General features: G+C 67.9%; 24 protein-coding genes. 8 read left to right on the forward strand and 16 right to left on the reverse strand.

The features are described from left to right. Positions 1-6 precede the first annotated feature (6 nt). Genes ACWPN3_RS10405 through ACWPN3_RS10440 form a run of 8 tightly spaced genes read right to left on the reverse strand, consistent with a single transcriptional unit; the run spans position 7 to position 7,473 of the window. Complete coding sequence (locus ACWPN3_RS10405) at positions 7-1,041, reverse strand: ABC transporter substrate-binding protein (RefSeq protein WP_492261338.1); 1,035 nt, start codon at positions 1,039-1,041, stop codon at positions 7-9. 20 nt (positions 1,042-1,061) lie between these two features. After that, on the reverse strand, positions 1,062-2,693 hold the full coding sequence (locus tag ACWPN3_RS10410) for a rhodanese-like domain-containing protein (RefSeq protein WP_492261339.1): 1,632 nt from the start codon (positions 2,691-2,693) through the stop codon (positions 1,062-1,064). Positions 2,694-2,708: 15 nt separating this feature from the next. Next, positions 2,709-3,347: a cysteine dioxygenase family protein gene (locus ACWPN3_RS10415; RefSeq protein ID WP_492261340.1), complete on the reverse strand. Its 639-nt coding sequence runs from the start codon at positions 3,345-3,347 to the stop codon at positions 2,709-2,711. A 12-nt stretch (positions 3,348-3,359) separates the two neighbouring features. After that, positions 3,360-4,142, reverse strand: coding sequence for an ABC transporter ATP-binding protein (locus tag ACWPN3_RS10420; protein WP_492242712.1), 783 nt, complete (start codon positions 4,140-4,142; stop codon positions 3,360-3,362). Next, positions 4,136-5,188 (reverse strand): ABC transporter permease, encoded by a 1,053-nt coding sequence (locus tag ACWPN3_RS10425; protein ID WP_492242713.1) that lies wholly within the window; start codon positions 5,186-5,188, stop codon positions 4,136-4,138. The genes ACWPN3_RS10420 and ACWPN3_RS10425 overlap by 7 nt, the downstream gene beginning before the upstream one ends. A gap of 49 nt (positions 5,189-5,237) precedes the next feature. Next, the gene (locus ACWPN3_RS10430) at positions 5,238-5,858 is read right to left on the reverse strand and encodes a malonic semialdehyde reductase (RefSeq protein ID WP_492261341.1); all 621 of its coding nucleotides are present in this window, start codon (positions 5,856-5,858) and stop codon (positions 5,238-5,240) included. Between the two features lie 27 nt (positions 5,859-5,885). After that, positions 5,886-7,220, reverse strand: coding sequence for a phenylacetate--CoA ligase family protein (locus ACWPN3_RS10435; RefSeq protein WP_492242715.1), 1,335 nt, complete (start codon positions 7,218-7,220; stop codon positions 5,886-5,888). 43 nt (positions 7,221-7,263) lie between these two features. Then, positions 7,264-7,473, reverse strand: coding sequence for a hypothetical protein (locus ACWPN3_RS10440; protein WP_492242716.1), 210 nt, complete (start codon positions 7,471-7,473; stop codon positions 7,264-7,266). Between the two features lie 458 nt (positions 7,474-7,931). On the opposite strand from ACWPN3_RS10440, the gene tauA reads away from it, so the two are divergent. The 4 genes from tauA to tauD are packed head-to-tail and all read left to right on the forward strand — an operon-like array spanning position 7,932 to position 11,480. Continuing rightward, a complete protein-coding gene (gene tauA / locus ACWPN3_RS10445) occupies positions 7,932-8,894 on the forward strand; it encodes a taurine ABC transporter substrate-binding protein (RefSeq protein WP_492261342.1) in 963 nt (320 codons plus the stop codon). A gap of 25 nt (positions 8,895-8,919) precedes the next feature. Continuing rightward, positions 8,920-9,657 carry a taurine ABC transporter ATP-binding protein gene (locus ACWPN3_RS10450; protein ID WP_492261343.1) on the forward strand — a complete coding sequence of 246 codons (738 nt, stop codon included), beginning with the start codon at positions 8,920-8,922 and terminating at the stop codon, positions 9,655-9,657. 16 nt (positions 9,658-9,673) lie between these two features. Continuing rightward, on the forward strand, positions 9,674-10,573 hold the full coding sequence (locus tag ACWPN3_RS10455; protein ID WP_492261344.1) for an ABC transporter permease subunit: 900 nt from the start codon (positions 9,674-9,676) through the stop codon (positions 10,571-10,573). Between the two features lie 55 nt (positions 10,574-10,628). After that, positions 10,629-11,480: a taurine dioxygenase gene (gene tauD, locus ACWPN3_RS10460; RefSeq protein WP_492242720.1), complete on the forward strand. Its 852-nt coding sequence runs from the start codon at positions 10,629-10,631 to the stop codon at positions 11,478-11,480. A 22-nt stretch (positions 11,481-11,502) separates the two neighbouring features. Here the strand turns inward: tauD and ACWPN3_RS10465 are convergent, their stop codons facing one another. Both ACWPN3_RS10465 and ACWPN3_RS10470 read right to left on the reverse strand, forming a co-directional pair. Next, positions 11,503-13,851, reverse strand: a complete 2,349-nt coding sequence (locus tag ACWPN3_RS10465) for an Orn/Lys/Arg family decarboxylase (RefSeq protein WP_109447178.1) — start codon at positions 13,849-13,851, stop codon at positions 11,503-11,505. 27 nt (positions 13,852-13,878) lie between these two features. Continuing rightward, entirely contained in the window at positions 13,879-14,493 is a 615-nt protein-coding gene (locus tag ACWPN3_RS10470; protein WP_492261426.1) for a GNAT family N-acetyltransferase, read from the reverse strand. A 242-nt stretch (positions 14,494-14,735) separates the two neighbouring features. Between ACWPN3_RS10470 and ACWPN3_RS10475 the strand changes: the two genes are divergently transcribed. Next, entirely contained in the window at positions 14,736-15,746 is a 1,011-nt protein-coding gene (locus tag ACWPN3_RS10475) for a CorA family divalent cation transporter (RefSeq protein WP_492242722.1), read from the forward strand. 126 nt (positions 15,747-15,872) lie between these two features. Further along, positions 15,873-16,883 (forward strand): C-terminal binding protein, encoded by a 1,011-nt coding sequence (locus tag ACWPN3_RS10480; RefSeq protein ID WP_492242723.1) that lies wholly within the window; start codon positions 15,873-15,875, stop codon positions 16,881-16,883. A gap of 26 nt (positions 16,884-16,909) precedes the next feature. On the opposite strand, the gene ACWPN3_RS10485 is transcribed toward ACWPN3_RS10480, so the two are convergent. Genes ACWPN3_RS10485 through ACWPN3_RS10505 form a run of 5 tightly spaced genes read right to left on the reverse strand, consistent with a single transcriptional unit; the run spans position 16,910 to position 22,044 of the window. Continuing rightward, positions 16,910-17,974 carry a malate/lactate/ureidoglycolate dehydrogenase gene (locus tag ACWPN3_RS10485; protein ID WP_492261345.1) on the reverse strand — a complete coding sequence of 355 codons (1,065 nt, stop codon included), beginning with the start codon at positions 17,972-17,974 and terminating at the stop codon, positions 16,910-16,912. Beyond that, positions 17,971-19,251, reverse strand: coding sequence for a threonine synthase (locus tag ACWPN3_RS10490; RefSeq protein ID WP_492242725.1), 1,281 nt, complete (start codon positions 19,249-19,251; stop codon positions 17,971-17,973). The genes ACWPN3_RS10485 and ACWPN3_RS10490 overlap by 4 nt, the downstream gene beginning before the upstream one ends. Continuing rightward, positions 19,252-20,175 (reverse strand): ABC transporter permease, encoded by a 924-nt coding sequence (locus ACWPN3_RS10495; RefSeq protein WP_492242726.1) that lies wholly within the window; start codon positions 20,173-20,175, stop codon positions 19,252-19,254. It abuts the gene before it with no gap. Then, positions 20,172-21,008, reverse strand: a complete 837-nt coding sequence (locus ACWPN3_RS10500) for an ABC transporter ATP-binding protein (RefSeq protein ID WP_492242727.1) — start codon at positions 21,006-21,008, stop codon at positions 20,172-20,174. Before ACWPN3_RS10500 ends, ACWPN3_RS10495 begins: the two co-directional genes overlap by 4 nt. Before the next feature lie 4 nt (positions 21,009-21,012). Next, positions 21,013-22,044, reverse strand: coding sequence for an ABC transporter substrate-binding protein (locus tag ACWPN3_RS10505; RefSeq protein ID WP_492261346.1), 1,032 nt, complete (start codon positions 22,042-22,044; stop codon positions 21,013-21,015). A gap of 315 nt (positions 22,045-22,359) precedes the next feature. Here ACWPN3_RS10505 and ACWPN3_RS10510 point away from each other — a divergent pair, with 315 nt between their 5' ends. Then, positions 22,360-24,036 (forward strand): tetratricopeptide repeat protein, encoded by a 1,677-nt coding sequence (locus tag ACWPN3_RS10510; RefSeq protein WP_492242729.1) that lies wholly within the window; start codon positions 22,360-22,362, stop codon positions 24,034-24,036. Between the two features lie 10 nt (positions 24,037-24,046). On the opposite strand, the gene lhpI is transcribed toward ACWPN3_RS10510, so the two are convergent. After that, complete coding sequence (gene lhpI / locus ACWPN3_RS10515) at positions 24,047-24,967, reverse strand: bifunctional Delta(1)-pyrroline-2-carboxylate/Delta(1)-piperideine-2-carboxylate reductase (RefSeq protein ID WP_492242730.1); 921 nt, start codon at positions 24,965-24,967, stop codon at positions 24,047-24,049. 207 nt (positions 24,968-25,174) lie between these two features. Between lhpI and ACWPN3_RS10520 the strand changes: the two genes are divergently transcribed. Next, on the forward strand, positions 25,175-25,738 hold the full coding sequence (locus tag ACWPN3_RS10520; RefSeq protein WP_492242731.1) for a helix-turn-helix domain-containing protein: 564 nt from the start codon (positions 25,175-25,177) through the stop codon (positions 25,736-25,738). The last annotated feature ends 143 nt before the right edge of the window (positions 25,739-25,881 follow it).

Here is a 25,881-nt window from a genome sequence, read left to right on the forward strand (position 1 = left end):
GAACCCTCAGCTGCCAGCGCGGTCGTGGATGTCGGTGAAGAACAGGTCGCGCCAGTCGGCCGGCCGGTTGCGGATCGAGCCGATGCGCGCCATGAAGTCGGTGAAAATGCCGATGCCGCGCGGGGTGAGATCGTAGGAAATCTCCGGATGCGCGATCATCGTTGCCACCTCCTCCACGCCGAGCTTGGAGTTCTCGATGCGGATGTAGGCGCGCGCCGCCTCCTGCGGGTCGGCCTTGATCTGCGCCACCGCGTCCTCAAGCGCCGCCAGCACCGCTTTGGTCAGCTTCGGGTTGGCGTCGTGGAAGGCGGCGGAGGTCCACAGCGCGCTGAAGGAGGCGGGGCCGCCCAGAACGTCGTAGCTGCTCAGCACCTTGTGGATCTTGGGATCGCGCAGCTGCTGGTCCTGGAAGGGCGGGCTGGTGAAATGGGCGGTGATCTCGGTCTTGCCGGACAGCAGGGCGGCGGTGCCGTCGGGATGGGCCAGCGAGACGGTCTGGGGATCGAGCTTCGCATGCTGGCCGGGGCCGAAGGTCTTCTCCGCCGCGATCTGCAGCACGATGGCCTGATAGGAGGCGCGGACCGACGGCACGACGATGCGGTCCTTCTCGGTGAAGTCCGTCAGGCTCTTCACTTCGGGCCGGTTGGTGTTGAGATAGGCCGGCTGGGCGTTCAGCGCCGCCAGCCCCCGCAGGTTGGCATTCCCCCTCGTTTTATCCCAGGCGATGATGAAGGCGGGCACGCCGGCCGCGCCGAAATCGGCATTGCCGGACAGGGTGGCTTCGGTGATCGTCGTCGGATTGCCGAGCGGGGTGTAACTGGCCTTCACCTCCCCCAGCCCGGCGGCGCGCGCCCGCAATTCCACCAGCCCTTTGTCCTGCATGACATAGAGCGGCAGATAGCCGAGGCCGAGATTGCGGGCGAAGCGAACCTCGGTCGCCTCTGCCTGTGCCGTCTGCGGCATCGAGGCGGCGATCCCGCCGGCGAGAAGCAGAGCGGAGCCCAGCAGGGTCCGCCGCCGAATGGAAAAGGGCTTGGTCATGAGCTGTCCCATCCGGTGCGTCAGATGACGTGGAAATTGTGGGCGCCGTCGCGCTTCAGCTGATCGACCAGCTCAAGCTCCCAGTCGATGTAGCCCTGCATGGCGGCGGCGCTGTTGTCGGTGCCCTCGTAGGGGCGCTTGTAGACGTCGTCGGGTTCGCCCCCAAGCCGGTCGAGATCGGTGCTGAGCGGCAGTCCGGCTGCCACCCAGCCCTTGGTGCCGCCCGCCAGCAGAAGCGGACGTTGCTCGCCAGACAAATGGGAAAGGGTGAAATCGGCGACGGCATAGCGGGTCAGCGTGCCGTCGCCGCAGGTCAGCACCGGGCGGACCCCCTTGGGCAGGAGGGCAATGGTGCCGGCCAGCCGGGCGCGGGTGGAAAAATAGGCCCCCGGAATGTGCCCGGCGCGGTAGCGCGGGCTGCGGGTGATGTCGATCACCGTCGCCTCGCCATTCTCCAGCAGGGCCAGCAGGTCGCGCGGCGCGATGGTCTCCGCTCCCACCTCCGGCTCCGGCGGCAGGCGGCGGCGGTCGGGGCCGCTCTCGCTGCCCAGCTCGGACACGTCGCCCTCCAGCACATGCACCTCCCAGCCAAGCTGCGACAGCCAGGATGCGGTCATGTCGGCGCGCGGACCGCCGCCGCCGGCCGGATCGTCGGCCAGGACGATGCGGGCGCCGCGCACCCCGACATATTCGTCGGTCGCCTGGACCAACTGGCCGCCGGCAGCGTGGCGGAAGCCGGGCAGATGACCGGCCTCATACTCCTCCGGCGTGCGCACGTCGAAGAGATGGAGCGTCCGGCGCTCGTCACCGCGGAAGCGGTCGAGCGTCTTCGCATCGAGCCTGCCGACCCCGGCGCGGTCGGCAACTGCCCGCGCCGCCCGGCGGCCGGCGGCGTCGCCGTCTGCCGAGACTTCCGGGAAGCGGCCCTCGCGTCCGCTGTCCAGCGTCAGCCCGGCCAGCGTCCAGCCGATGGTGCCATTGCGCAGGGCGGCGACCCGGTTGGGGATGCCGGCATTCACCAGGGACTGGGTGCCGATGATCGACCGCGTGCGGCCGGCGCAGTTGACCACCACCAGGGTCTTGGGATCGCGAGCGATGTCGTGGACGCGCTTGACCAGTTCGGCGCCCGGCACGCTGATGCCGCCGGGGATCGACATAGTGCGGTATTCCTCGAAGCGGCGGGCGTCGAGGATGACCAGATCGGCCTTGGCGTCGATCAGTGCCTTCACCTCCGCAGCCGGCAGCGAGGGGGTGTGGCGATGGTGCTCGACCCACTCGCCGAAGGCCTTGCTCGGCACGTTCACGTCCCGATAGACCTCGAATCCGGCGGCGATCCAGCCGGCCAGCCCGCCCTCCAGCAGCGTCACGTCGCCGTAGCCCAGCGCCTGGAGCCGGCGGGCGGCCGGCTCGGCATAGCCTTCGCCATCGTCATAGACGGTGATCGGCACGTCGCGCCGCGGCAGCAGGTCGTAAGCGAGCAACTCCACGCGGCTCAGCGGGACGGAGACGGCAAACAGCGGGTGGGCCAGCGAATCGGGGCCTTCCTCCCGCGCGTCGAGCAGGGCGACCTCGTCGCGTTCGATCCAGGCGCGGCGGATGTCGGCGGGGCGGCGGGTGGCGAGCGGAGCGGTTGCGGTGACGGCTGCGGTCATGGCGGTGACGGATCCTCAGGCGGCGTGGGGGACGGGCTGCGAGCGGTCCCAAAGGTTGGGCAGGGCGCTGTTGGCATAGCCGGAGATGAAGGGCTTGCGCTGGCCGGTCAGCGGGTCGAACACCGACCGCCGGACGGCGCCGATGTTGCCGCCATAGATGTGGATGCTGATGGACGGCCGGTCAGCCAGCGCGTTGGAGATCGCATGGACATCGCCGATGCGGGGCGACACCGCCTCGACCGACCCGGCCTTCAGGATTTCGGGCTGATGGGCGACCGGCGGGCCGCCCTGCGGCTGGAGGTCGTAGCGTTGCGACCGTTCCGCCCCGCGTAGGATGCCGACGAGGCCCCAGACAGTGTGGTCGTGGATCGGCGTCCGCTGCCCCGGTCCCCAGACGAAGCTGACGACGGAGAAGCGCTCGTACGGGTCGCAATGCAGCAGATACTGGCGATACTGCACCGGGTCGGGCTGGGCATAGGCGTCGGGCAGCCAATCGTCGACGGCGATCAGCCCGGCCAGCAGGGCGCGGCCGACATCGAGCACGGCGAACTCGTCGTCGCCCTGCCGCTCCACCAGCCGGGTGAAATCGGCGATGAAGCCGCGCAGACGAGACAGGTTCGGAGTGGTGGAGGCGGGGGGGAGGTTGTCGGGCATGGTCGGGTGTCCTCACCAGGTCTCGGCAAGGCCGAGCAGTTCGAGAATGCGGTGACGAAGCTCGGTCAGGACCGGATCGCCGCGGTGGCGGGGATAGGGGCGGTCGATGGACAGGTCGGCCTTGATGCGGGCCGGGCGGCCGCTGAACACGATCACGCGGGTCGCCATGAACAGCGCCTCTTCGATGTCGTGGGTCACCAGCAGGCCGGTGAAGCCCGAACTGCGCCACAGATCGACCAGTTCGCTCTGCATCGCCAGCCGGGTCAGGCTGTCCAGCTTGCCCAGCGGTTCGTCGAGGATCAGCAGGCGGGGGTCGTTGACCAGGGCGCGGGCCAGCGCCGCGCGCTGGGCCATGCCGCCCGACAGCTGATGCGGATAGGCCTTCTCGAAGCCGGTCAGTCCGACCAGCGCCAGAGCCTTGTCGATCCGGTGGCCTTGGGAGCGCAGCAGGCCGCGGGCCTCCAGCCCCAGGGCGACATTGTCGCGCACGGTGCGCCAGGGATAGAGCGTCGGGTCCTGGAAGACGACGACGCGCGACGGGTCGGGACCGTCGATGGGGCGGCCGTCGGCCAGGATGCTGCCGCGGCTGGGCGGCTCCAGTCCGGCGACGAGGCGCAGCAGGGTGGATTTGCCGCAGCCGCTCGGTCCCAGCAGGGCGACCAGCTCGCCCGGCTCGACCCGCAGTTCCACCCCGTCCAGCACCGGCAGCGGCGCGCCGTGCAGCTCGAAGCTGTGGCTGACCGCCTGCACGTCGATGGTCATGCCGGCGGTGTCGACGGTCTCAAGCGCTACCATTTGAGCATTCCTTTCTGCCAGGCGAGCAGGCGGTCGCGGACGCGGAACAGCAGCGTCACCAGACCGGAGCAGAGCAGCGCCATCACCAGCAGTGCCGCATACATGTTGCCGTAGGCGGCCCAGCCCTGGGCCCATTGCAGGTACCAGCCGACCCCGGATTTCACGCCCAGCATCTCCGCCACCACCAGGACGGCGAAGGAGGCGCCCAGCCCCATGAAAAGCCCGACGAAGACATGCGGCATCGCCGCCGGAACGGCGACCTTCAGCACCATGAAGCGCGGGGAGGCGCCCAGCGTGCGGGCGATGTCGTAATAGGCGCTGTTGACCCCGGCCACGCCGGACCAAGTGAGGACGGTCACCGGCACGCCGCTGGCCAGCGCGATCAGGAAGACGCTGGCGCTCCAGCTGGTGGGAAAGGCGAAGAAGGCGATGGGCAGCCACGCGGTGGCCGGCAGCGGGCCGATCAGCCGCAGAACCGGGTGCACCCAATAGCCGACCGCGCGCGACCAGCCGATGGCGACCCCCGTCACCACGCCAAGGATCGAACCCACGGCATAGCCGGTGACCAGCAGCCTCAGCGACGCGGCGAAGCAGTCGAGCAGCCGCGGCCAGTCGTCGAGATAGACCTCCAGCAGCGCCTGCGGCGGCACGAAGAAGGGGCGCGGCAGCAGATTGAGCTTGGCGGTCAGGATTTCCCAGCCGGTGACGCCCAGCGCCAGGGCGATCAGCCAGGGAACGGACGCCGACAGGCTGGCGATGGCGGCCTCCAGCCGGCTGCGCGGTGCAGGGCGGATCGCCGCGGCCAGCAGGGCGGCCAGCACAAGCAGCCCGGCCGCGACTGCCAGCAGGCTGGCGAACTCGCCGGTCCGCTCCCACTCCTGGGCATCGGCGGCGTCGGGCCACAGGGCCGTCACCCCGGACGCGGCGAACCACAGCAGGGCGGCGGCGGAGAAGCGCAGGAGGAGGTTGGATGGGAGGCCGCCGCCGATTGGCAAAGCTCCGCCGTTGGCCGCCGGCAGGGCGGCGGCCGTGTCGTTCACGCTCATGATCGATCTCCCGTTCGGCCGGGATTTGCCGGCCGCTACGGCGTTGGGCTCAGAGGATCACCACCGCCTTCGATGCGTCCAGCCGCGGGGCGCGCGGGCGCGACGGCGGTCCGTCGGCATGGCCCAGCGCCACCAGCAGGTTGGTGCGGAGACGGCCGTCGGCGAAGAACTCCGCATCGACCGCTTCGGCATCGAAGCCGGACATCGGCCCGGCATCCAGACCCAGCAGCCGGGCGGCCAGGATCAGGTAGCCGGCCTGGAGGCTGCCGTTGCGGAAGGCCGTGGTCTCGGCCAGCGACGGCTCGTCGACGAACATCGGCGAGGGGTCGTAATGCGAACTCAGCAGCGGCAGATGCTCGAAGAAGCGGCGGTCATAGGCGACGATGGCGATGGCGCCGGCCGTCAGCTTGGACTGATTGCCGCGGCTCAAGGCTGGCCGCAAGCGCTCCTTTGCATCCGGCGTGGTCAGGAAGACGAAGCGCGCCGGGCTGCCGTTGAAGGCGGTCGGCGGCAGCCGGACCAGTTCGTAGAGGCGATGCAGGGTCTCCACCGGAACCGGCCTGTCTGACCAGCTTTGCGGCGTGCGGGCGTTGATGAACAGGCGGCCGGCCGCCGCCTGGGAGAAGTCGTCGGGCAGCTGTTCGGTGACGGGAAGATGGGTATCCGGCATGGGAGCGGGCTCCGTCAGGGGATTGGGTCACGACCACACATGCTGGCGGCGGTCGTCGATTCGCTTGGCCTTGTGGACGGCGCGGGGCAGCGTGCCGGGGGCGAGCAGGGCGACCTCCGCCCCGACGCCGGTGGCAGCCTTCAGCTGGCGGCGCAGCCGGCCCCGCAGCTCTTCCAGATCGCCGTTGAAGCCGTGGGTGTGTTCCGCCTCGACCGTCAGGCGGTCCAGCCGGTCGACCCGGTCCAGCACCAGCCGGTATTCGCCGGTCAGCGCCGGGTCCTGGCGCACCACCGCCTCCACGTCGCCGGGGAACAGGTTGACGCCCTTGACGATCAGCATGTCGTCGAGCCGCCCATGCACGCCTTTCAGTCGCAGGGAGGTCCGGCCGCAGCGGCAGGGCTCCGTCGTCACCGACACGATGTCGCCGGTGCGGAAGCGGATGATCGGGCGGGCGCGCTTGCGCAGGGTGGTCAGCACCAGCTCGCCGCGCTCGCACTCCGCCACCGGTTCGAGGGTTTCGGGGTTCAGCACCTCGACCAGGATATGGTCCTCGGCCCAGTGCAGCCCGTCCTTCTCCACGCACATGCCGGCGCAGGAGCCGAAGATGTCGGACAGGCCGTAATAGTCGTAGACCTCCGCCCCCCACAGCGCCTCGATCCGTTCGCGCGTCTCGGGGATCGAGCCGCCGGGCTCGCCCGCCACGAACAGGCGGCGGACCGCGAGATCGCGGGCGGGGTCGATGCCCTCGCTCTGGGCGGTCTCGCCGAGATGCCAAGCGTAGGACGGTGTCGTCCACAGCGCCGTCGCCTTGAACTGGTTCAGCACCGCCAGCAGCCGTTCCGACGGCAGGGTTCCGGCATGGATGCTGAGCGCGCCCAGCTTCTGCGCCCCCAGCACGCAGGGGCCGCCGACGAACAGGGAGAAGTTCAGCGCATGGGCATAGCGGTCGGCCGGCCGCAGGCCGCTCGACCAGAACTGCCGCGCCTCATAGTCGATCCACTCTTCGAAGTCCTTGGCGGTAAAAGGCGAGGCGGTCGGCACCCCGGTCGATCCGCTGGAGGCGGAGATGTAGACGATCTCCCGTTCCGGCACGGCGACCAGATCGCCGAAGGGCGGCACCGCGACCTGACGGTCGCGGATGGTCGCCTTGTCCAGGAAGGGAAACCGCCGCAGATCGTCCAGCGTGCGCAGGTCTCCCGGCGACACCCCCTGCGAGTCGAAGGCGGCGCGGTAGTAGGGCGAGCCTTCGTAGGCGTGCCGCAGATGGTCCTTCAGCAGGTCGAGTTGCAATTGCCGCCAGTTGGCACGGCTCTGGGTTTCCAGACCGGGCTGCCAATATGCGTCATGGTCCTGAACCGCCACTTTTTCTTATCCTTCGAGAGTTTGGCGGCCGCTGCCGGCCTGATCAGGCCAGCGCTGCCAGCGATGCCAGGAGAATGGCCGAGACGATGCCGAGGCCGAGGGGAAGCAGGCCGCGGTCCGGACGCTCATCGTCGCCAGAGCAGTCTGTCATGTCCGCCGGGTGACCGTCGGGCGGGAGAAGCGGCAGCACCAGCGTGCCCGAGGGGCAGAGCGACGCCATCACCATCCGGTCGAAATCACTCAAACCCTGCATGGCTGAACTCCTTAGGTCAGGTGGTTTGGGGTCAGGTGGTTTTGGCGTGGCGCTTGCCACTGGCTGCAAAATTCAACAGATTGAGTCTGTTCAAATATCTTATTGTCTATAGGAAAATGGGAAAAATTGCTGAGGTCAAGCGTCTGCTTCGTATCGGCTGAAATTTTTCAGCGGAATCGGTACCGCCCTTGGCGAGCCGATGGCGGGAAAACCTTGCGTCCAGCGCCATACGGACGGCAATGCCCGCAGAATTTAACAAAAAAGAAACGTGTTTACAATCTATTTCCCTGTAGGAATGTAGATTTTATGATGACAACAGCGCGGGCGTCGCTTTAGAGTTCACGCACATTCGGATTCCCGGTCCTCGCAGGCCGGCATCCACACCGTGACGGGGGAAACGACGATGAAGACCAATCTGCATATTCTCCTCTCTGCCGCGCTGGCGGCGGTCGCCCCCTTTGCCGCCTCTACCATCGCCGAAGCCGCGTCCGGCAAGGTCGTGGTCGGCTATCAGAACCGACGCGCTGCCCTCCTCGGTCGCCATCGCCAACGGTGACTTCGCCAAGGCGACCGGCGCCGAGATCGACTTCCGCAAATTCAACTCGGGTGCCGAGATCTTCGCCGCCATTGCCTCGGGCGACGTGCAGGTCGGCTATGTCGGCTCCAGCCCCTTCGCCGCCGCGGTCAGCCGCGGGCTGGACGTGAAGGCCTTCCACCTCGCCACCATCTCCGGCACCGACGAGGCGCTGGTGGTGCGCAACGGCTCCGGCATCGAGAAGCCGTCGGACCTGAAGGGGAAGAAGCTGGCGGCGGCTCCGGTCTCCACCGACCATTACCAGCTGCTCGCCGTGCTGAAGCAGGAGAAGCTGACGGAGCGCGACGCCCAGGTCTTCGCCATTCCGCAGCCGGACATCGTCGCCGCCTGGAACCGCGGTGACCTGGACGGCGCCTTCGTCTGGGATCCCGCCCTGACCGAACTGAAGAAGACCGGCAAGGTGCTGCTGACCTCGCGCGAGGTGGCCGACCGCGGCGCCCCGACCTTCAGTGCCTGGGTGGCGACCGCGGCCTTCACCAAGGACAATCCCGCCTTCCTCAAGAGCTTCGCCGGCACCATCGAGCGCTACAGCGCCTCCTTCCGCAACGACAAGGCGGCGTGGGGGCCGGATTCCGAGAATGCGAAGACGCTGGCGAAGCTGCTGGGCGGCACGCCCTCCGATCAGGCGTCGGCACTGACCAACCTGTCGCTGGTCCCGGCGGAGGTGCAGGCCTCCACCGCCTGGCTGGCCGGCGGCGAGGGAAGCGGTGCCGCGAAGATCCTGAAGGACACGGCGGAGTTCCTGAAGGAGCAAAAGAAGATCACCACCGTGCTGCCCAGCTACGGCGGCTTCGTCACCGCCGACTACGTCAAGGACGTCCGCTAATCTTATCGCCGACGGGAGAGCGTCCATGCTCCAGGTCCGCAACGCCAGCGTCTTCTTTTCCGCCCGTGACGGGCGGGTGGTCCATGCGCTGGACCGCGCGTCGCTCGACATCGACGCCAACAGCATCGTCGTGGCGCTGGGGGCATCGGGCTGCGGGAAATCGACGCTGTTGAACGCCATCGCCGGCTTCCTGCCCCTGTCGGAGGGGTCGATCACGCTGGACGGCCAGCCGGTCGCCAGCCCCGGCGCCGACCGCGGCGTGGTGTTCCAGAAGGACACGCTGCTGCCCTGGAGCAGCGTCGCCGACAATGTGGCGCTCGGCCTGCGCTTCGCCGGGGTTCCCGCCCGGGAGCGGCGCGAGCGGGCGGAGGAACTGCTGGGGCTGGTCGGGCTGGAAGGCTTCGCCGATGCTTTCCCGCACGAGCTGTCGGGCGGAATGCGCCAGCGCGTCGGCATCGCCCGCGCGCTGGCGACCGACCCGAAGATCCTGCTGATGGACGAGCCGTTCGGCGCGCTCGACAGCCTGACCCGCGAGCAGATGCAGGAACTGCTGATCGACGTCTGGGCACGCACCGGCAAGCGCATCTTCTTCATCACCCATTCCATCGAGGAGGCGCTGTTCCTCGGCACCACCGTGGTGGTGATGTCGCCACGGCCGGGCCGGATCGTCGCCCGTTTCGACCTGGATTTCGTCCGCCGCTTCGCCGCCGAGCGCGACGTGCGCGCCATCCTGTCGGCACCGGAGTTCGCAGAATCTCTATGACGAAATCCGGTCCCTGGTGCATCGCCCGCATGCCGAGGCGGAACTCCCGCCGGGCGGTGCTGCAATGACCGACCTCGCCCGCGCCGGAAGCCGCGCCTCCGATCCGGCTGACCGGCCGAAGATCGTCCGGCTCCATCCCTTCGGGCTGGACGGGGCGCGCACCGGCCCGATCAGCCTCGCCACCGCGCTCCTGCTGCTGGCGGCGTGGTTCCTGGCGACCCATTACCGGCTGGTGCCGCCGCTGTTCCTGCCGACACCGCAGGAGGTGGCGACCCAGTTCCTGGCGGTCGTCGAGGACGGCTATGCCGGCGCCACGCTGTGGGAGCATGTTTCGGCCAGCCTGTTCCGCATCTTCTCCGCCGCCGTCATCGCCGCCTCGCTCGGCATTCCGCTGGGGCTGGCGATGGGGCTGAACCGCTGGGCCAAGGGGGTTTTCGACACGCCCATCGAGTTTTACTGGCCGTTGCCGCCGCTGGCCTATCTGCCGCTGATGATCATCTGGCTCGGCATCGGCGAGGTTTCGAAGATCGTCCTGCTGACGCTGGCAATGTTCGCGCCGGTCTGCCTGTCGGCGCAGGCCGGGGTGCGGGCGCTGCCCATCGAGCGGGTGAATGCCGCCCTGTCGCTGGGCGCCAGCCGCTGGCAGCTGTTCCGCACCATCGTGCTGCCCAGCGCCCTGCCGGAAATCCTGACCGGCCTGCGCATCGGCATCGGCGTCGGCTGGAGCACGCTGGTCGCGGCGGAGCTGATCGCCGCCACCCGCGGCATCGGCTTCATGATCATGTCCGCCTCGCATTTCCTCGCCACCGACGTGGTCTTCGTCGGCATCGGCATCATCGCCGCCTTCGCCTTCGCCTTTTCCTACGGCATGCGCCTGCTGGAAGCGTGGCTGGTGCCGTGGAAGGGCAAGTCCTGAGAACTGCAACTGCCGGAATTTATAAACCGCCAAACAAAAAGATTGGGGAACCGCCATGCCAGACATCGCCTTGTCCGCCCTGACCGTCACGCCCGTCAGCCCCGCTATCGGTGCGCGGGTGGAGGGTGTCGACCTCTCCCGCCCGCTGTCGGACAGCGAAGCGGAGGCGCTGGAGCGGGCGCTGGTCGCCCATCAGGTGCTGTTCTTCGAGAACCAGCCGCTGACGCCGCAGGCGCAGCGCGACTTCGCCGCCCGTTTCGGCCAGTTGCACGTCCACCCGATCTATCCGAAGGTGCCGGAGCAGCCGGAGATCATGGTGCTGGACACCGGGCCGCACAACCCGACCGACAACGACGTCTGGCACACCGACGTCACCTGCATCGAAACGCCGCCGGCCATCGTCGCCCTGTCGGGCAAGCTCATTCCGCCCATCGGCGGCGACACGGTGTGGGCCAGCAACATCGCCGCCTACAACGGCCTGTCCGAACCGATCCGCCGCCTGCTGGAGCCTTTGAAGGCGCTGCACGACTTCACCCGCTCCTTCCCGGAATGGCGGCACAACGGCGATCCCGAGACCCATGCCCGCTGGAAGACGGCGCGCGACAAGCATCCGGCGGTGGTGCATCCGGTCATCCGCACCCATCCGGTCAGCGGCGCCAAGGCGCTGTTCGTGAATGAGAACTTCACCTCCCGCATCGTCGGGCTGAGCGACCGTGAAAGCGCCGCGATCCTGGAGTTCCTGTACGACCACATCAGCCGCCCGGAATTCACCGTGCGCTGGCGCTGGAAGGCGGACGATCTGGTGCTGTGGGACAACCGCTCGACCCAGCACTATGCGGTGAACGATTATTCACCGCACCGGCGCGTCATGCACCGCGCCACCGTGCTGGGCGACCGGCCCTATTGAGGGTTGGAGCGGAGGCGTGGCTTCAGTCCGCGCCCTTCTCCCGCACGACATAGGTGTAGAAGCGGATCGACCCGTCGGGCTCCGTCTCGCGGTACAGGCCCTGGATCTCGTTGTCGAAGCCGGGGAAGCGGTTGGCGCCCTCCTGGAAGACCTGGAGATATTCGATCATCGGCCGGGCGTGGTCGTCCAGCCGCTCGCCCGGAACGATGGTGGCGATGCCCGGCGGGTAGACGACCCACAGGGTGGTGGCGATCCGCCCGGCGATGCGGTCGATGGGCAGGTAATCCACGTCGTTGCGCACCAGATGCCGCACCGCTTCGCGCGGCGGCATGACCATGGCGGGCAGATGGTCGGGGCGGAACATGCGGCGCTGCAGGTCGTTGGTGCCGCGCTCGCGGTAATAGGCGTGCATCTCCGCGCACAGGTCGCGCAGCCGACGGCCGGTGTAGCGGGCCGGGCGGCGGGCGACGAATTCCGGGATCACGTCCTCCAGCAGCGCATTGTCGTCGTGCAGCCGCTTGAACGCCACCAGGGCGCTCAGCAGCGTGCCGGCCTTGCTCGATTCCACACCGGGCGTCAGCAGGAAGAGGATCGAGTTCAGGTCGTTCTTCTCCGGAACGATGCGGTTCTCGCGCAGATACTGCGCCACCACCGGAGCCGGGATGCCGTGGTCCTCATAGGCCCCGGTGCGGCGGTCGAAGCCGGGGGTGAGCAGGGTCAGCTTGTTGGGGTCGGTCATCGCATAGCCGGCCGCCACATGGCGGAAACCGTGCCAGTCGGCACCCGGCACGAATTCCCAATGCCGCACGTCGGACGCCAGCGCGTCGGTCGGCACATCCTCCCAGGCCGAGGTGGTGCCGCCGACCTCCACCCGGTCGGGCACGAAGGGGTCGAAGAACCAGCGGCGCGCCGGATCGCTCTCGCGCTCGTCGAATTCGCGGCGGATGGCGCGCAGCTTCTTGCGCAGCTCGATGCCGAGCCGGATCGTGTCGTCCCACAGCACCTCGCCGGACTTACCCTTCATCATCTGCGCGCCGACATCGAGCGAGGCGAACAGCGGATAGAAGGGCGAGGTCGAGGCGTGCAGCAGGAAGGTCTCGTTGAAGCGGCGATGCTCCACCCGGCGGCGTTGGCCCTTGATATGGCTGTCCTTCACATGGATTTGCGAGGCCTGGGAGAAGCTGGCCAGCTGCTTGTGGGTGGACTGGGTGGCGATGATGCCGGGGTGGCCGTCATGCAGGCTGTCCAGCCCCATGGCGAAGCGGCCCTTGAACAGCGGATGGAACTTCAGGAAGCCGGCCCACGCCTCGTCGAAGAGGATGTAGTCGCAGAGATGGCCGATCTTCGCCAGGATGGTCTCGGCACTGTAGATGGTGCCGTCGTAGCTGCATTGCTGGATCACCGCGGCGCGGAACGGCCGCTCGCGCTTCCAGGCGTCCTGGTCCTTGACCAGGGGATTCTTGCGGATCTTCTCGCGGATGCGTTCCTCGTCCAGCGCCTCGTGGTCGATGGGACCGATCAGGCCGTAGGGGTTGCGGTCGGTCTCCAGGAAGATCGGGATGCCGCCGCCGAGGAACAACCCGCCATGGTGGGCGGCCTTGTGGTTGTTGCGGTCGAACAGGACGAGGTCGTCCTCCGCCACCAGAGCCGACAGCACGATCTTGTTGGAGGCGGACGTGCCGTTCAGCACGAAATAGGTGCGCTCGGCCCCGAAGATTTTGGCGGCTTCCTTCTGCGCCTTCAGCGCCGGTCCCTCATGGACCAGCAGGTCGCCCATCTCCAGCACCGAGTTGTCGATGTCGTCGCGGAACACCGCTTCGCCCAGATGCTCGACGAAGATGCGGCCGATGGGACTGCGGCTGTAGAAGATGCCGCCATTATGGCCGGGGCAGGTCCACAGCTGGTTGCCTTCCTCGGCATAATCGACCAGCTCGCCGAAGAAGGGGGTCTTCAGCGTCTCGGCATACTGCTTCAGGCGGGAAACGAGGTTCTTGGCGATGAACTCCGGCGTTTCCTCGGCCAGGAAGACATAGCCGTCGACTTGGTTCAGCACATCGACCGGGATGTTCTCCAGCCGCTGGCGGCGGACCAGCAGGATGATCGGCATCTCCAGACCGCGCTTGCGCGCCAGCGCGATCAGCGAGGCCGGCTTGCCCTCCAGCCCGCGCTTGCCCCAATCGACGATCATGCAGCCGATGGCGGCATCGGTGCGGATCGCCAGCTCGGCATCCTCGACGCGGCGCGTCCGCACAACCTCGAAGCCGATGCGCTCGACCTCGGCGACGATCTGCTGCACGCGCACGCCTTCCAGCTCGTCGGCGTCGAAGGCCGGGGCGCAGACGAGGAAGGAGAAGCGTCGAAAGAAATCCATGGGGGAACTCCGGGGGAGGGAAAGCTGTCAGTCGCCGGCCTGGACGGTGCCGCCGCGATGGTCGTCGGGCAGCGCGCCGTCGGCAGGGCCGAGCGCGCGCTGGAGGAAGACGCTGTCGGTCCAGCGGCCGAACTTGAAGCCGACCGAGCGCAGAATGCCGGCCTGCTCGAAGCCGCAGGATTCATGCAGGCGCAGCGACGGGGCGTTGGCGCTATCGACGACGGCGACCATCTGGCGGCAGCCGGCGACGGTGCAGGCGTCGACCAGCGCCGACAAAAGGCGGCGGCCGATGCCGAGGCCCTGGAAATCCTTGTGGACGTAGATCGAGTGTTCGACCGTGTAGCGGTAGGCCGGGCGCTTGCGGAAGGGGGCCGCATAGGCGTAGCCGGCGATGGCGCCGTTCAGCTCGGCCACCAGATGCGGCAGGCGGCGCTTCAACATCGCCTTGCGCCGGCGCTTCAGCTCTTCCGGATGCAGCGGCTCGATGTCGAAGGGGCCGAGCCCGTGCTGGATGTGGTAGCCGTAGATCTCCAGCATGGCCGGCACGTCCGCCTCGGTTGAGGGACGGACGACGGGAACCTGCAGAGTCGGACCGCATCGGGCCGACGGCGGCCTCGCGCGCGGGGAAATGGCTGGCGATATCGCAGGCGTCCATGTCGTGGGCGCCGGCGGCGGTCTCGGTCCTCACGGTCATGCCTCTGTCGAATGATGACGCCCCGCGCGTTCTTGCCGCAAACGCGCGACAGGGTGATGACGGTTTCAAGACGGTCTTGTTGCAGTTGCTCCAGGCGCCCAAGGACGAGGTTGCGCCGCACGTCGGCCGGCGTATCCTGCCCGCCGGCCGGCACCCAGCCGGCGAAGAGGCAATGGAAGGTTCGCCGGGCATGGCAGTTCCAATCAAGCTCGATACCGGGACCGACCTGATCTGCGGCTATTTCCTCACCACCGATGCACCGCCGGTGCCGGTGTCCTTCGAGGAGATCGACACGGCGCAGCGGCGCAGCGGCGGCGTGCTGTGGCTGCACTTCAACCTCGCCTCGGCGCGGGCGCGCGACTGGCTGGACCGCAAGAGCGGGCTCGACGAGTTCGCCCGCGAGATTCTGCTGGACGCCAACGACGACCGGACGCGGCTGGAGCCGTTCGATGACGGCTTCCTCGCCGTGCTGAGCGACATGCATTACGACTTCAATTTCGAGCCGTCGGACATCGGCACCCTGCGCCTGTTCATGGATGAGCACCGCATCGTCAGCTGCCGGCGGCATCCGCTGAAGGCCATCGACCGGCTGCGCAAATCCCTGCACGACCAGGGCCGTTATGGCAGCACCGCCGCCCTGATGGCCGAGCTGATCGACATGCTGGCCGACACGCTGGGCGAGGTGGTGACGCGCGCCGAAGCCGATCTGGACAAGGTGGAGGACACCGTCCTTGCCGAACGCTACCAGCTCGCCCGCAAAAGGCTCGGCCAGCTGCGCCAGCTGATCGTCCGGCTCCGCCGCCATGTCTCGCCGCAGCGTGCAGCGCTGGGCCGGCTCGCCACCGGCAGCGTGCCCTGGATCGACGACGACGACCGCGCGCGCCTCGGCCATTCGGTCGAGAAGTTCGGCGGCGTCCTCTACGACATCGAGGCATTGCAGGACCGCGCCAAGGTCTTGCAGGACGAGCTTCTGGCCCGCGTCGCCGACCAGCAGAACCACAGCCTGCATGTGCTGGCGGTGGTGACCGTGATCTTCGCGCCGATGACGCTGATCTCCGGCATCTTCGGCATGAACGTCGCGGGGGTGCCGGGGGTCGGCGGCATTGAGGACCACGTCTCGCCGCATGCCTTCTGGTGGGTGATGCTGTCGATCCTGCTGTCCGGCCTCGCCATGCTGTTCTTCCTGCGCCCGCGCAAGTGAAACCGTGGCCTTGCCCGCATGCGGCCTTCATTTCCTATTGTGCAAAGCGGCAATCGGCTTTGAAAATCCAGCATTGCATGGGAAAATGAGGGTTATTCGATTCGAGCAGTGACAGGAGCGAGAAGGATGGGGCAGCAGAGCGCAGGGCGGTTGGTCGTCGGGATCACCGACCACATGATTCCGCCCCCCGATCTGGAGGCCGCCGTGCTGGATGGCTTGGCGGAGGTCGATTTCCTCGACTGCCGGCGGGAAGAGGATCTCGACCCGGAGCGCCTCGCCCGCCTGGATGCCCTGCTGGTGTGGAGCACGCGCATCGGCCCGGCAACCGTCGAGCGGTTGAAGCGTTGCCGGATCGTCGTGCGGTTCGGCGTCGGCTATGACCGGGTCGATGTCGCGGCGCTGGAGGCCGCCGGGATTCCCTTCTGCAACAACCCCGATTACGGGACGGAGGAGGTCGCCGACCATGCGGTCGCCATGATCCTGTCGCTTCAGCGCCGGCTGTGGGAGCATGACGCCCGTGCCCGCGCCTATACGACGACGTGGCAGGCGAACACCTTGACCCCGCTGCACCGGTCCGATGCCGCGACGGTCGGGGTGGTCGGGGTCGGGCGGATCGGCACCGCGGTGGTGAACCGGTTGAAGGGCTTCGGCCACCGCATCCTGGGCTATGACCCGTTCCAGCCAGCTGGGCACGAGAAGGCTGTCGGCTATCGCCGCGTCCGCCGGCTGGAGGAGCTGCTGGCCGAGTCCGACATCGTCACCTTCCACTGCCCGCTGAACGGAGAGACGCGCGGCCTGCTGAACGAGGCCACCCTGACGGCGATGAAGCCGGGCGCCATCCTGGTCAACACCGCGCGCGGCGAGCTGTTCGCCGGGCTGGACCCACTGGAGGCGGCCCTGCGCAGCGGCCGGCTCGCCGCCGTCGGGACCGACGTGCTGCCGGTCGAGCCGCCGGCCCCCCATCCGTTGCTGGATGCGTGGCGGGCGCGGGAGGATTGGCTCGCCGGGCGGCTGGTGGTGACGCCGCACAACGCCTTCCACTCCGACCAGGCGGCGGTCGAGATGCGGCGCAACGCGGCGGAAACGGCGCGGCTGTTCCTTGAAGACGGCGTCTTGCGGAACCGCATCACCGCTTGAGCGGATGGGGCGGAACTCCGCCCCGTTCAGCCCTCCAGCAGGGCAGCCACATCCAGCCCGAGCCCGCCGCCGATGCCGTGCAGTGCCGCGACGGTGTCGGGGTCGAGCGCGATGCCGCGGTCCATCGCGGCCATGCGGTGCAGGGCCTCCGGCTCGCCGGGGATGCTGACGCCGTCGCTGCCGGGGGCGACGGGCGTGTCGGCGACATGGTCGAGCACGGCGTCGGTCAGGGTCTGCCATTCCGGCCCGGCCACCCGGTTGGGGTCGATGACGAAGGCCAGCGCGTTGTTGACCACCCGTCCCGGCCGCAGGTTTTCCGGCAAGGCGGGCAGGCCGCCGGCCAGGGCGCCCGCCAGGATTTCGCAGGCCAGCGCCAGGCCGTAGCCCTTGTGGCCGCCGAAGGGCAGGATGGCGCCGGTCGGTTCGGTGAACATCACGGCCGGATCGCGCGTCGGTCGTCCGTCGGGATCCAGCAGCAGGCCGTCCTCCACCTCCTTGCCCAGCGAGGCGGCGACCCGGCATTTGTTGGCGGCGATGGCGCTGGTGGCGAAATCGAGCAGGAAGGGCGCATAGCCCGGCGTGCCGGGAACGGCGATGCAGACCGGATTGGTGCCCAGCCGCGGCCGGCCGCCGCCATGGGGCGCCGCCAGCGGCCGGCTGACCACATTGACGAAGAACAGGCCGATCAGCCCGGCGGCGATGCACTGCTCGCCATAGGAGCCGACGCGGCCGATATGGTGGGCGTTGCGCAATGCCAGGATGCAGGCGCCGCCGGCCTTGGCGCGTTCGATGGCGAGGTCGGTCGCCTCCTTCGCGATCACCTGCCCATAGCCGACATCGCCGTCCACCACCAGAAAGGGAGCCTCGTCGCGGACGATGCGGGCGTGGCGGTTGGGCTGGAGATGGCCAAGTTCAAGGCTGCGGGCATAGACGGCGATCTGGCAGACGCCGTGGCTGGCATGGCCGCGGGCGTCGGCCTCCACCAGATTGGCGGCGACGATGGCTGCCTCCTCCGCCGAGCTGCCGCTGCGGCGGAGAATGGCGTCGAGCGTCGCGACCAGACGGTCCGGGCGGTAGCGGACATCGCTCATCGTCCGCTGTCCTGAAAGAGCGAATAGTCGATGGGCCGGGTCCGGTCGAGCGTGCGGTGCACCGGCGGCAGCGGGTATTTCAGGCCGGTGGCGCAGTTGAACAGGACGGCGCGCTCCTCCTTGCCGACCCGGCCGTCGGCCAGGGCTTGGCGGTAGGCGGCGTAGGTCGCGGCCCCTTCCGGGCAGAGCAGGAAGCCCTCCTCGCGCGCCACCTCGTTGAGCGCCGCCTGGATGGCATCGTCGGGCACGGCGATGGCGAAACCGCCGCTTTCTCGCACGGCGCGCAGAATCAGGAAATCGCCGACCGCCTGCGGCACGCGGATGCCGGACGCGATGGTGTGGGCATCCTCCCAGCGCGGGGCGTGTTCTTCCCCCTGTTCCCAGGCGCGGACCATCGGCGCGCAGCCGGCGGCCTGGACCGCCACCATGCGCGGGCGCTTCGCGCCGATGAAGCCGATGGCCTCCAGCTCGGCGAAGGCCTTCCACATGCCGATCAGGCCGGTGCCGCCGCCGGTGGGATAGAAGATGACGTCCGGCACCTCCCAGCCCAGCTGTTCGGCAAGCTCCAGCCCCATCGTTTTCTTGCCCTCGATCCGGTAGGGCTCCTTCAGGGTGGAGACATCGAACCAGCCAACCTTGGCCTTGCCCTCGCCGACGATCTTCCCGCAATCGTCGATCAGGCCGTTGACGCGGTAGACGGTGGCGCCCTGCAGTTCGATCTCCGACACGTTCACCTCCGGCGTGTCGGCCGGGCAGAAGATGGTGGTGCGGATGCCGGCGCGGGTGGCGTAGGCCGCCAGCGCCGCCCCGGCATTGCCGTTGGTCGGCATCGCCATGTGCGCGATGCCGAAGGCCTTCGCCATCGACACCGCCATCACCAGCCCGCGCGCCTTGAAGGAGCCTGTCGGCAGCCGCCCCTCGTCCTTCACCAGCAGCTCGGCCGCGCCCAGCCGCTTCGCCAGCCGGGGCAGCGGCACCAGCGGGGTCACCGCTTCGCCCAGGCTGACGATGTCCTCGACCTTGCGGACGGGCAGAAGCTCGCGGTAGCGCCACAGGTCCTGCGGGCGTTCGGACAGCGAGCTTTTGGTCAGCGCCTGCTTCACGCCGTTCAGGTCGTAGCGGACCAGCAGCGGCTTGCCGGCGCGCGACAGGTTGTGGATTGTGTCGGCCTCGTACCGCTCGCCGGTGTAGGCGCATTCAAGGTGGGTGACGAAGGTCGGGCGCTCGACCGTCAGGTTGGAATCGAAGCGCACCGGGTTGATGTCTTGGAAAGCCATTTAGCGGACCATGCCCCATTTGCGGACCGTGTGGACTTCGATCCACCGGAAGACGACATTCTCGACCAGCAGGCCGATCAGGATGACGGTGACGAGGCCGGCGAAGACCTTGTCGATGTACAGCTCGTTGCGGTTCTGGAAGATGAACCAGCCGAGCCCGCCCTTGCCGGACGACACGCCGAACACCAGTTCCGCCGCGATCAGCGTCCGCCAGGCGAAGGCCCAGCCGACCTTGAGGCCGGTGAGGATCGCCGGGAAGGCCGCCGGGATCAGCAGCGTGACGACGTAGCGAAAGCTCCCCAACCCGTAGTTCCGCCCGGCCATCCGCAGCGTTTCCGACACCGAGGTGAAGCCGGCATGGGTGTTCAGCGCCAGTGGCCACAGCACGGCATGGACCAGCACGAAGATCAGGCTGACCTCGCCCAGCCCGAACCACAGCATGGCGATGGGCAGCAAGGCGATGGCCGGCAGCGGGTTGAACATCGAGGTCAGCGTCGACAGCAGGTCGTTGCCGATGCGGGTGGAGACGGCGACCGTGGTCAGCAACACGGCAAGGACCACCGCCACCGCATAGCCCTTCAGAAGCACCGCCAGCGAGGTCCAGGCCATCGACAGCAGATTGTCGCGGCGGATGGCGTCCCACAGCGCCGCCGCGGTGTCGGTGAAGGTCGGGAACATCAGCGGGTTGTTCTGCCAGACCGCCGCCGCCTGCCACAGCGCCGCAACCGCCGCCAGGACCAGCAGCCGGCGCAGTGCCGTGACGTTGCCGAGCCGCTCCCACGGGGACAGCGGGCGGGCGACATCGCCGATGGGGCCGGTGGCGGTGACGGTGCGCTCATATTCCGGGCGCAGCGGCGGTTCGCGCCTGCCAATGGGGGGGCTGCCGGGGGGACGGGAGCGCGGGGAAAAGGACAGGTCGGTCATGCACGGGGCCCCTTCACGCCGCTTTCGACATCCTCGGCGAACAGCATGGTGTGAATGCGGCTGGCGAGCGCTTGGAACTCGGCCCCGCCGACGGCACCATGGTCGTAGCCGTCGCAGTTCACCTCCGCCTTCACCTGTCCCGGATGGGGCGACAGCACCAGGATGCGCGAACCGACGACCAGCGCCTCCTCGATGGAATGGGTGACGAACAGCACGGTGAAGCGCAGGTCGTCCCACAGTTGCAGCAGCTCCTCCTGCATCTTGCGCCGGGTCAGCGCGTCGAGTGCCGCGAAGGGCTCGTCCATCAGCAGGATGTCCGGCTCCATCGCCATGGCGCGGGCGATGGCGACGCGCTGCTTCATGCCACCCGACAGCATGTGCGGGTGGACGTCGGCGAACTTGGTCAGGTTCACCCGGGCGATGCAGTCGAGCGCCTTCTCCTCCGCCTCCCGCCGCTTCGCCTTGCCGCTGGCGAGCAGGGGGAACATCACGTTCTGCTTGACCGTCTTCCAGGGCGGAAGCTGGTCGAATTCCTGGAAGACCATCATGCGGTCGGGGCCGGGCTTCGTCACCGTGCGGCCGTTCAGGCGGATCGCTCCCTCCACCGGCTGGAGGAAGCCGCCGACCGCTTTCAGCAGGGAGGATTTTCCGCAGCCCGACGGTCCCAGCAGGACGTAGCGTTCGGACTGGAACACCTGGAAATCGACGCGGTAGGTGGCGGTGACGAGATGCCGGCGCGTCTTGTATTGCAGGGTGACGCCGGAGACGTCGAGCAGCGGCCGTTCGGACAGGCCATCGCTGTCGATGCTCTGCGGGTAGGTAAGCGCGTTCATCGCGTCAGCTCCCGGTGCCGTCATGCAGGTCGTCGAAAAAGTAATCCTTCCACGAGGCCGGCTTGTTCTTGATCGCGCCGACCTTGTGCATGAAATCGGCGAAGGCCTCCGTCCGGTTGGGCGTGACGGTGAAGCGGATGTCGGGGTCGTTCAGCAGGCGCAGGATGTAGGCCTTGTCCAGGCTGCCCTTGTTCTGCGCCAGATAGGCGTCCGCCGCGGCGTCATGGTTGGCGTTGATCGAATCCATCGCCTCTTTCAGCGCATCGAGGAAAGCCCGGTAGGTCTTCGGGTTCTCGTCGCGGAAGGACTGCTTGCTCCAGATCAGGTTGAAGCTGTGCGGCCCGCCCAGCACGTCGTAGGAGCTGACGACCTTGTGGATCTTCGGGTCGTCCAACTGCTGGTACTGGAAGGGCGGGCTGGAGATGTGGGCGGTGATGCCGCCGCTGCCCGACAGCAGGGCCGCCGTGGCGTCGGGATGCGGCATCGACACGGTCAGCTTGTCGAGCGCGTCGAATTTGCCGGCGCCAAGCTCTTTCTCCACCGCCATTTGGAGGACACGGGCCTGCACCCCGACCTTCACCGCCGGCAGCGCGATCTTGTCCGCATCGGTGAAGTCCTTCAGCGTTTTGACCTTCGGGTTGTTGGTGGTCAGGAACAGCGGCATGTCGTTCAACGACGCGATGGCCTTGACGTTGGCGCTGCCCTTGGTGCGGTCCCAGATGGTCAGCAGCGGTCCGACCCCGGCGGACCCCAGATCGATGCTGCCGGACAGCAGCGCATCGTTCATCGCAGCACCGCCGGACAGCTGGACCCAGTCCACCGTGACGTCGAGGCCAAGAGCCTTGCCGTGCTTCTCGATCAGCTGGTTGTGGCGCAGCACATGCAGCGGCAGATAGCCCAGGCCATATTGCTCGGCGATCCGGATGCGCCCTTCGGCAGCCGCGGGCGTCGCGATGGCCGACGTCACCAGCAGCCCCATCACCGATGCGGCGACCGCCGCTAAGGCACGGCGGCTGAGGCGTCCTGACTGTCGCATGGCGATGCTCCCCCTATCTCCATAAATCTACTAGAAAATATGGGAACATGATTCTGTTGCGTGGTCAACAGTGTAGAAATTTATCGGGCTTCTCAGATAATCAGCAATTATTTAGTGTAATTTTTTGTGAAGCGTGGTTGCGTCCTGCCATCGGGCCTGCGCCCGCAGGGTTCTCCGACTGTGCGGCTTGACTCCATGGTGGACCGGCCGGTACGGGCCGTGGCAGGCTTCGGTCCGCCGGCGGCCGGCAGAATGAGCATCGACCCCGATGCCTTCCCGCCGGTCTCAAGCCGCGCAGGAAATGGGGAGACGGGCATGGATCTCGGTCAGATCATCCGCAGTCACCAGCAGGGCGATCTGACACAGGCGGAGGCGGGATACCACGCATTCCTGACGGCCATACCCGGCCATCTCCAGGCGCTCCAGATGCTGAGCCTGCTGCTGATGCAGACCCGCCGTCCCGCCGAGGCGGCTGACCATTTCCGCCAGGTGGCGGCGGCCCAGCCCGACAGCCCGGATCATTGGGCCAATTATGCCAGCCTGCTGCGCGGGGCCGGCCGGCCGGAGGATGCCGACTATGCCTGCCGGCGGGCACTGGCACTGGCGCCGGCCCATGCGGCGGGGGCCTACAATCTGGCGAATCTCCTCGCCGCCCCACCGCCGGCCGGCACCGGATCGCCCCTGGAGTCGGCCGTTTGGTACCAACGCATCCTGGCCGTGGTTCCCGATCACAAGCAGGCGCGGAACAACCTGGAGGTTCTGCGCCGCAAGGAGGCCGGCCGGCTGGAGGTCGCCGCCCGCCGTGCCGTGGCGCTCGACCCGCAGTCGGTGCGCGGACATGACGCCCTTGCCCGGCTGTACCAGTACCGCAGTGGGCTGCTCGACTGGACGCCGGGGAAGGCGATGACGCTCGATCTCGGTCTCGCGGTGAAGGCCTTCGATCATCTGCACCGGGTCCAGACGGTCCATCCCGACGAGCCGGGCAGTCTGCGCCTGTGGCTGGCGCTGGCGCTCGACCTGTTCCAGCTGGGTGCACTCGACGACCGGCGGCTTTCATGGGCGGCGCGGGCGGCGTGGCGGCGCCTGCGCGGCGATCCGAAGGATGCGTTGGCCGCCTCGATTGTGGGTTATCACGTCTATCGCCGGGGCCGCCTGACCCTTGCATCGAGGCTGCAGAGGAGATTCGCCGCGCGCTTTACGGATGCGGAACTGGACGGTGCCGGCGAACTCGGATCCTGGTCGATGCTGCGGGCGGACGATGCGTTCTTTGAACGCTTGGCTTCGCTGGACAGCGTCATCGCCCAGCTGCCGGAGATGAGCATTGTGGCGGATCTGCCGGAGGGAAACGGCACCGTCATCATGGTGAGCGGCGATGAACATTATGTCCGCCGCTTTGCGCCCGACCTTCTCCGCTCCATCGGCCAATCGAGCCCGGGGGCATCCATCGTGCTGAACGTGGTGTCGCCGACGCCTTCGCTGCTGGGGATGCTGGGCGAATGGCGGCGGCTCTATCCGCTGTCCATCGGCCTGTCGACCGAGCAGCCGGACCTGACCGGATGGTCGCACGCGCAGCGCGTCACCTATTACGCCTGCGCGCGTTTCATCCGCGTCCAGCAATGGCATCGGCATCTTGGCCGGCCGCTGATCCTGGTCGATCTGGACGCCACCACCCGGAGCGATCTACGGACGCTCGCCGGGGACATGGACGGCTTCGACCTCGGCGTCCTGCACGACCGGCGCCGGCGCGGACCGTTTCGCGAGATCGTCGTCTGCTTCGTCTATTACAACGACACGCCGCTCGCCGGGCAGTATCTGGCGACGGTGGCGGCCTATATCGGCCATTTCCTGCTGGAGGGCCGGCCGCAGTGGATGCTCGACCAGACCGCCCATCTGGCCGTGCTGGACTGGTTGAGCCGCCATCGACCGGACCTGCGCATCCACCGCTACGACTTCCAGAATTTTCCCCACTGCGCCTTCATCGGCGAGAAATAGCGTCGGCGCCTCACGCCGCAACGCTGCTCCTCAGCGCGCAGCGGGCGGCGGCGAGGTCCCAGGCGGCGCAGCCGACGCTCTTGAACAGGCGGGGCCGGTCGGTGAGGCCGGTGCCGTCCAGCGCATCGGCCAGCGACCGTCCGGTCGTCCAGTCGAAGCCGGACTGGATCAGGTCGCCGGCCTCATGCCGCGCGCCGGCCGGGTCGTCGATGAAGACGTCGCTGCCATGGATGGAGATTGGACCGTATTCGGCCATCTCGGGCTTGAAGGCACCGACACCGACCAGCAGCCGGTCAGGCCGCGGTGCTTCGTCATAGACCGGCACGAGGCTGGTCGTCAGGGTGATGACGACATCGACGGCGGGGTCCACCGCCCCGGAGGCCGGACGCAGATCGATCCCCGCCACGCCGGAGGTCCGGCAGAAGGACCGGCAGGCCTCGTCCCGCCGGCCATGCACGTCGACCCGGATCCCGGGATAGAGCGATGCCAGCGCCTCGACATGATAAGCGGCCTGCTTGCCGGTGCCGAACAGGGCGACCCGCTGCGGAGGGCGCCGGGCGAGCGTCCGGATCGCCAGCATCGACACCGCGGCGGTGCGGCGTCCGGTGACCGTCGGCCCGTCGAGGATCGCCAGCGGGGCCCCGGTGGCGCCGTCATAGGCGGCGACCACGCCATGGATGGTCGGCAGCCCGAGCGTTCCATTGCCCGGACAGACGTTGACCAGCTTGTGGATGCCGATATCGCCGGCCGTCGCCGGCATGGACAGCAGGACGCCGTTCTGCGGCAGCGGCAGGACCTGCCGTTCCGGGCTGTGAATCCGGCCGGCGGCATAGTCGCGGGCGGCATCGGCGATGGCGTCGCACAGGGGAGCGAATGGCAGGAGTTCGGCCGTTTCCGCGGGCGACAGCATGGACAGGGCGGCTGTGGTCAAGGCGGTGCTCTCCTCGCGACGGATGGGCCTTCAGGGACCGTCACGCTATATCCGCTTCGGATCATGCGCCACAAAATTTTCGTATAAGAAAAATTTCGGCCGGCTATACTCTGCCGGACGGCCGTGCGGGTTGGATCAAATCAGGAAAACACTGTGGGCGGATCATCGCGGCGAACCCGAGGGGACGGACAAGGGGCGAACGGCACCGTGGGCATCCTTGCGCCGACGCTGAAGCGCCTGCGTACCGCGGCACGGCTCACGCTTCAACAGTTGAGCGAGCGGTCCGGGGTCTCGGTATCCACTCTGTCGAAGATCGAGAACGGGCAGCTGTCGCCGACCTACGAGAAGATTGCCGCACTGGCCTCCGGCCTGGGGGTGGAGGTGGGAGAGCTGTTCGGTCAGGTTCCGAAGCCGACCCCGCTTGGCCGCCGCAGCGTCACCAGGGCCGGTGACGGTGCGGTGCACGAAACCGACCAGTACCGGTACGAGGCGGTGAACGCCGACCTGCCCGACAAGCGGTTCGTCCCGCTGGTGACCACGATCAAGGCGCGCAGCATCCAGCAATTCGGCGGGCTTTCCCGCCATGATGGCGAGGAGTTCATCTATGTGCTGGAAGGCGAAGTGACGCTTCACAGCGATTGCTACACGCCCCTGATCCTGTCCAAGGGCGATTCCTGTTATTTCGACAGCGCCATGGGGCATGCCTGCATCTCGGGCGGCGAGGGGGATGCGCGGGTTCTCTGGGTCTGCTCGCACACCTCGCTCTCCTGATCCATCGATGCCCGGCACATAAAAATACGGAGGACAGCGGAAAAGTTGCAGACCCGCGCAGGAGTCCGATGTCGTCGCCGTAACAAGGAACAGACGCGGCCATGGATGCCGCTGACCAGTTCATTTGACGGAACGGCGACGAC

Source organism: Azospirillum sp. UENF 111221 (genome assembly GCF_058780625.1).

Bases quoted from the DNA above. Each gene is read 5' to 3' on its own strand.
- ACWPN3_RS10475 (WP_492242722.1), top strand. From the start codon at position 14,736: ATGGCAGTTCCAATCAAGCTCGATACCGGGACCGACCTGATCTGCGGC.
- ACWPN3_RS10485 (WP_492261345.1), bottom strand. From the start codon at position 17,974: ATGAGCGATGTCCGCTACCGCCCGGACCGTCTGGTCGCGACGCTCGAC.
- ACWPN3_RS10505 (WP_492261346.1), bottom strand. From the start codon at position 22,044: ATGCGACAGTCAGGACGCCTCAGCCGCCGTGCCTTAGCGGCGGTCGCC.
- ACWPN3_RS10405 (WP_492261338.1), bottom strand. From the start codon at position 1,041: ATGACCAAGCCCTTTTCCATTCGGCGGCGGACCCTGCTGGGCTCCGCT.
- ACWPN3_RS10420 (WP_492242712.1), bottom strand. From the start codon at position 4,142: ATGGTAGCGCTTGAGACCGTCGACACCGCCGGCATGACCATCGACGTG.
- ACWPN3_RS10480 (WP_492242723.1), top strand. From the start codon at position 15,873: ATGGGGCAGCAGAGCGCAGGGCGGTTGGTCGTCGGGATCACCGACCAC.
- ACWPN3_RS10410 (WP_492261339.1), bottom strand. From the start codon at position 2,693: ATGACCGCAGCCGTCACCGCAACCGCTCCGCTCGCCACCCGCCGCCCC.
- ACWPN3_RS10490 (WP_492242725.1), bottom strand. From the start codon at position 19,251: ATGGCTTTCCAAGACATCAACCCGGTGCGCTTCGATTCCAACCTGACG.
- ACWPN3_RS10465 (WP_109447178.1), bottom strand. From the start codon at position 13,851: ATGGATTTCTTTCGACGCTTCTCCTTCCTCGTCTGCGCCCCGGCCTTC.
- ACWPN3_RS10430 (WP_492261341.1), bottom strand. From the start codon at position 5,858: ATGCCGGATACCCATCTTCCCGTCACCGAACAGCTGCCCGACGACTTC.
- ACWPN3_RS10425 (WP_492242713.1), bottom strand. From the start codon at position 5,188: ATGAGCGTGAACGACACGGCCGCCGCCCTGCCGGCGGCCAACGGCGGA.
- ACWPN3_RS10510 (WP_492242729.1), top strand. From the start codon at position 22,360: ATGGATCTCGGTCAGATCATCCGCAGTCACCAGCAGGGCGATCTGACA.
- ACWPN3_RS10495 (WP_492242726.1), bottom strand. From the start codon at position 20,175: ATGACCGACCTGTCCTTTTCCCCGCGCTCCCGTCCCCCCGGCAGCCCC.
- ACWPN3_RS10415 (WP_492261340.1), bottom strand. From the start codon at position 3,347: ATGCCCGACAACCTCCCCCCCGCCTCCACCACTCCGAACCTGTCTCGT.
- ACWPN3_RS10440 (WP_492242716.1), bottom strand. From the start codon at position 7,473: ATGCAGGGTTTGAGTGATTTCGACCGGATGGTGATGGCGTCGCTCTGC.
- ACWPN3_RS10450 (WP_492261343.1), top strand. From the start codon at position 8,920: ATGCTCCAGGTCCGCAACGCCAGCGTCTTCTTTTCCGCCCGTGACGGG.
- tauD (WP_492242720.1), top strand. From the start codon at position 10,629: ATGCCAGACATCGCCTTGTCCGCCCTGACCGTCACGCCCGTCAGCCCC.
- ACWPN3_RS10500 (WP_492242727.1), bottom strand. From the start codon at position 21,008: ATGAACGCGCTTACCTACCCGCAGAGCATCGACAGCGATGGCCTGTCC.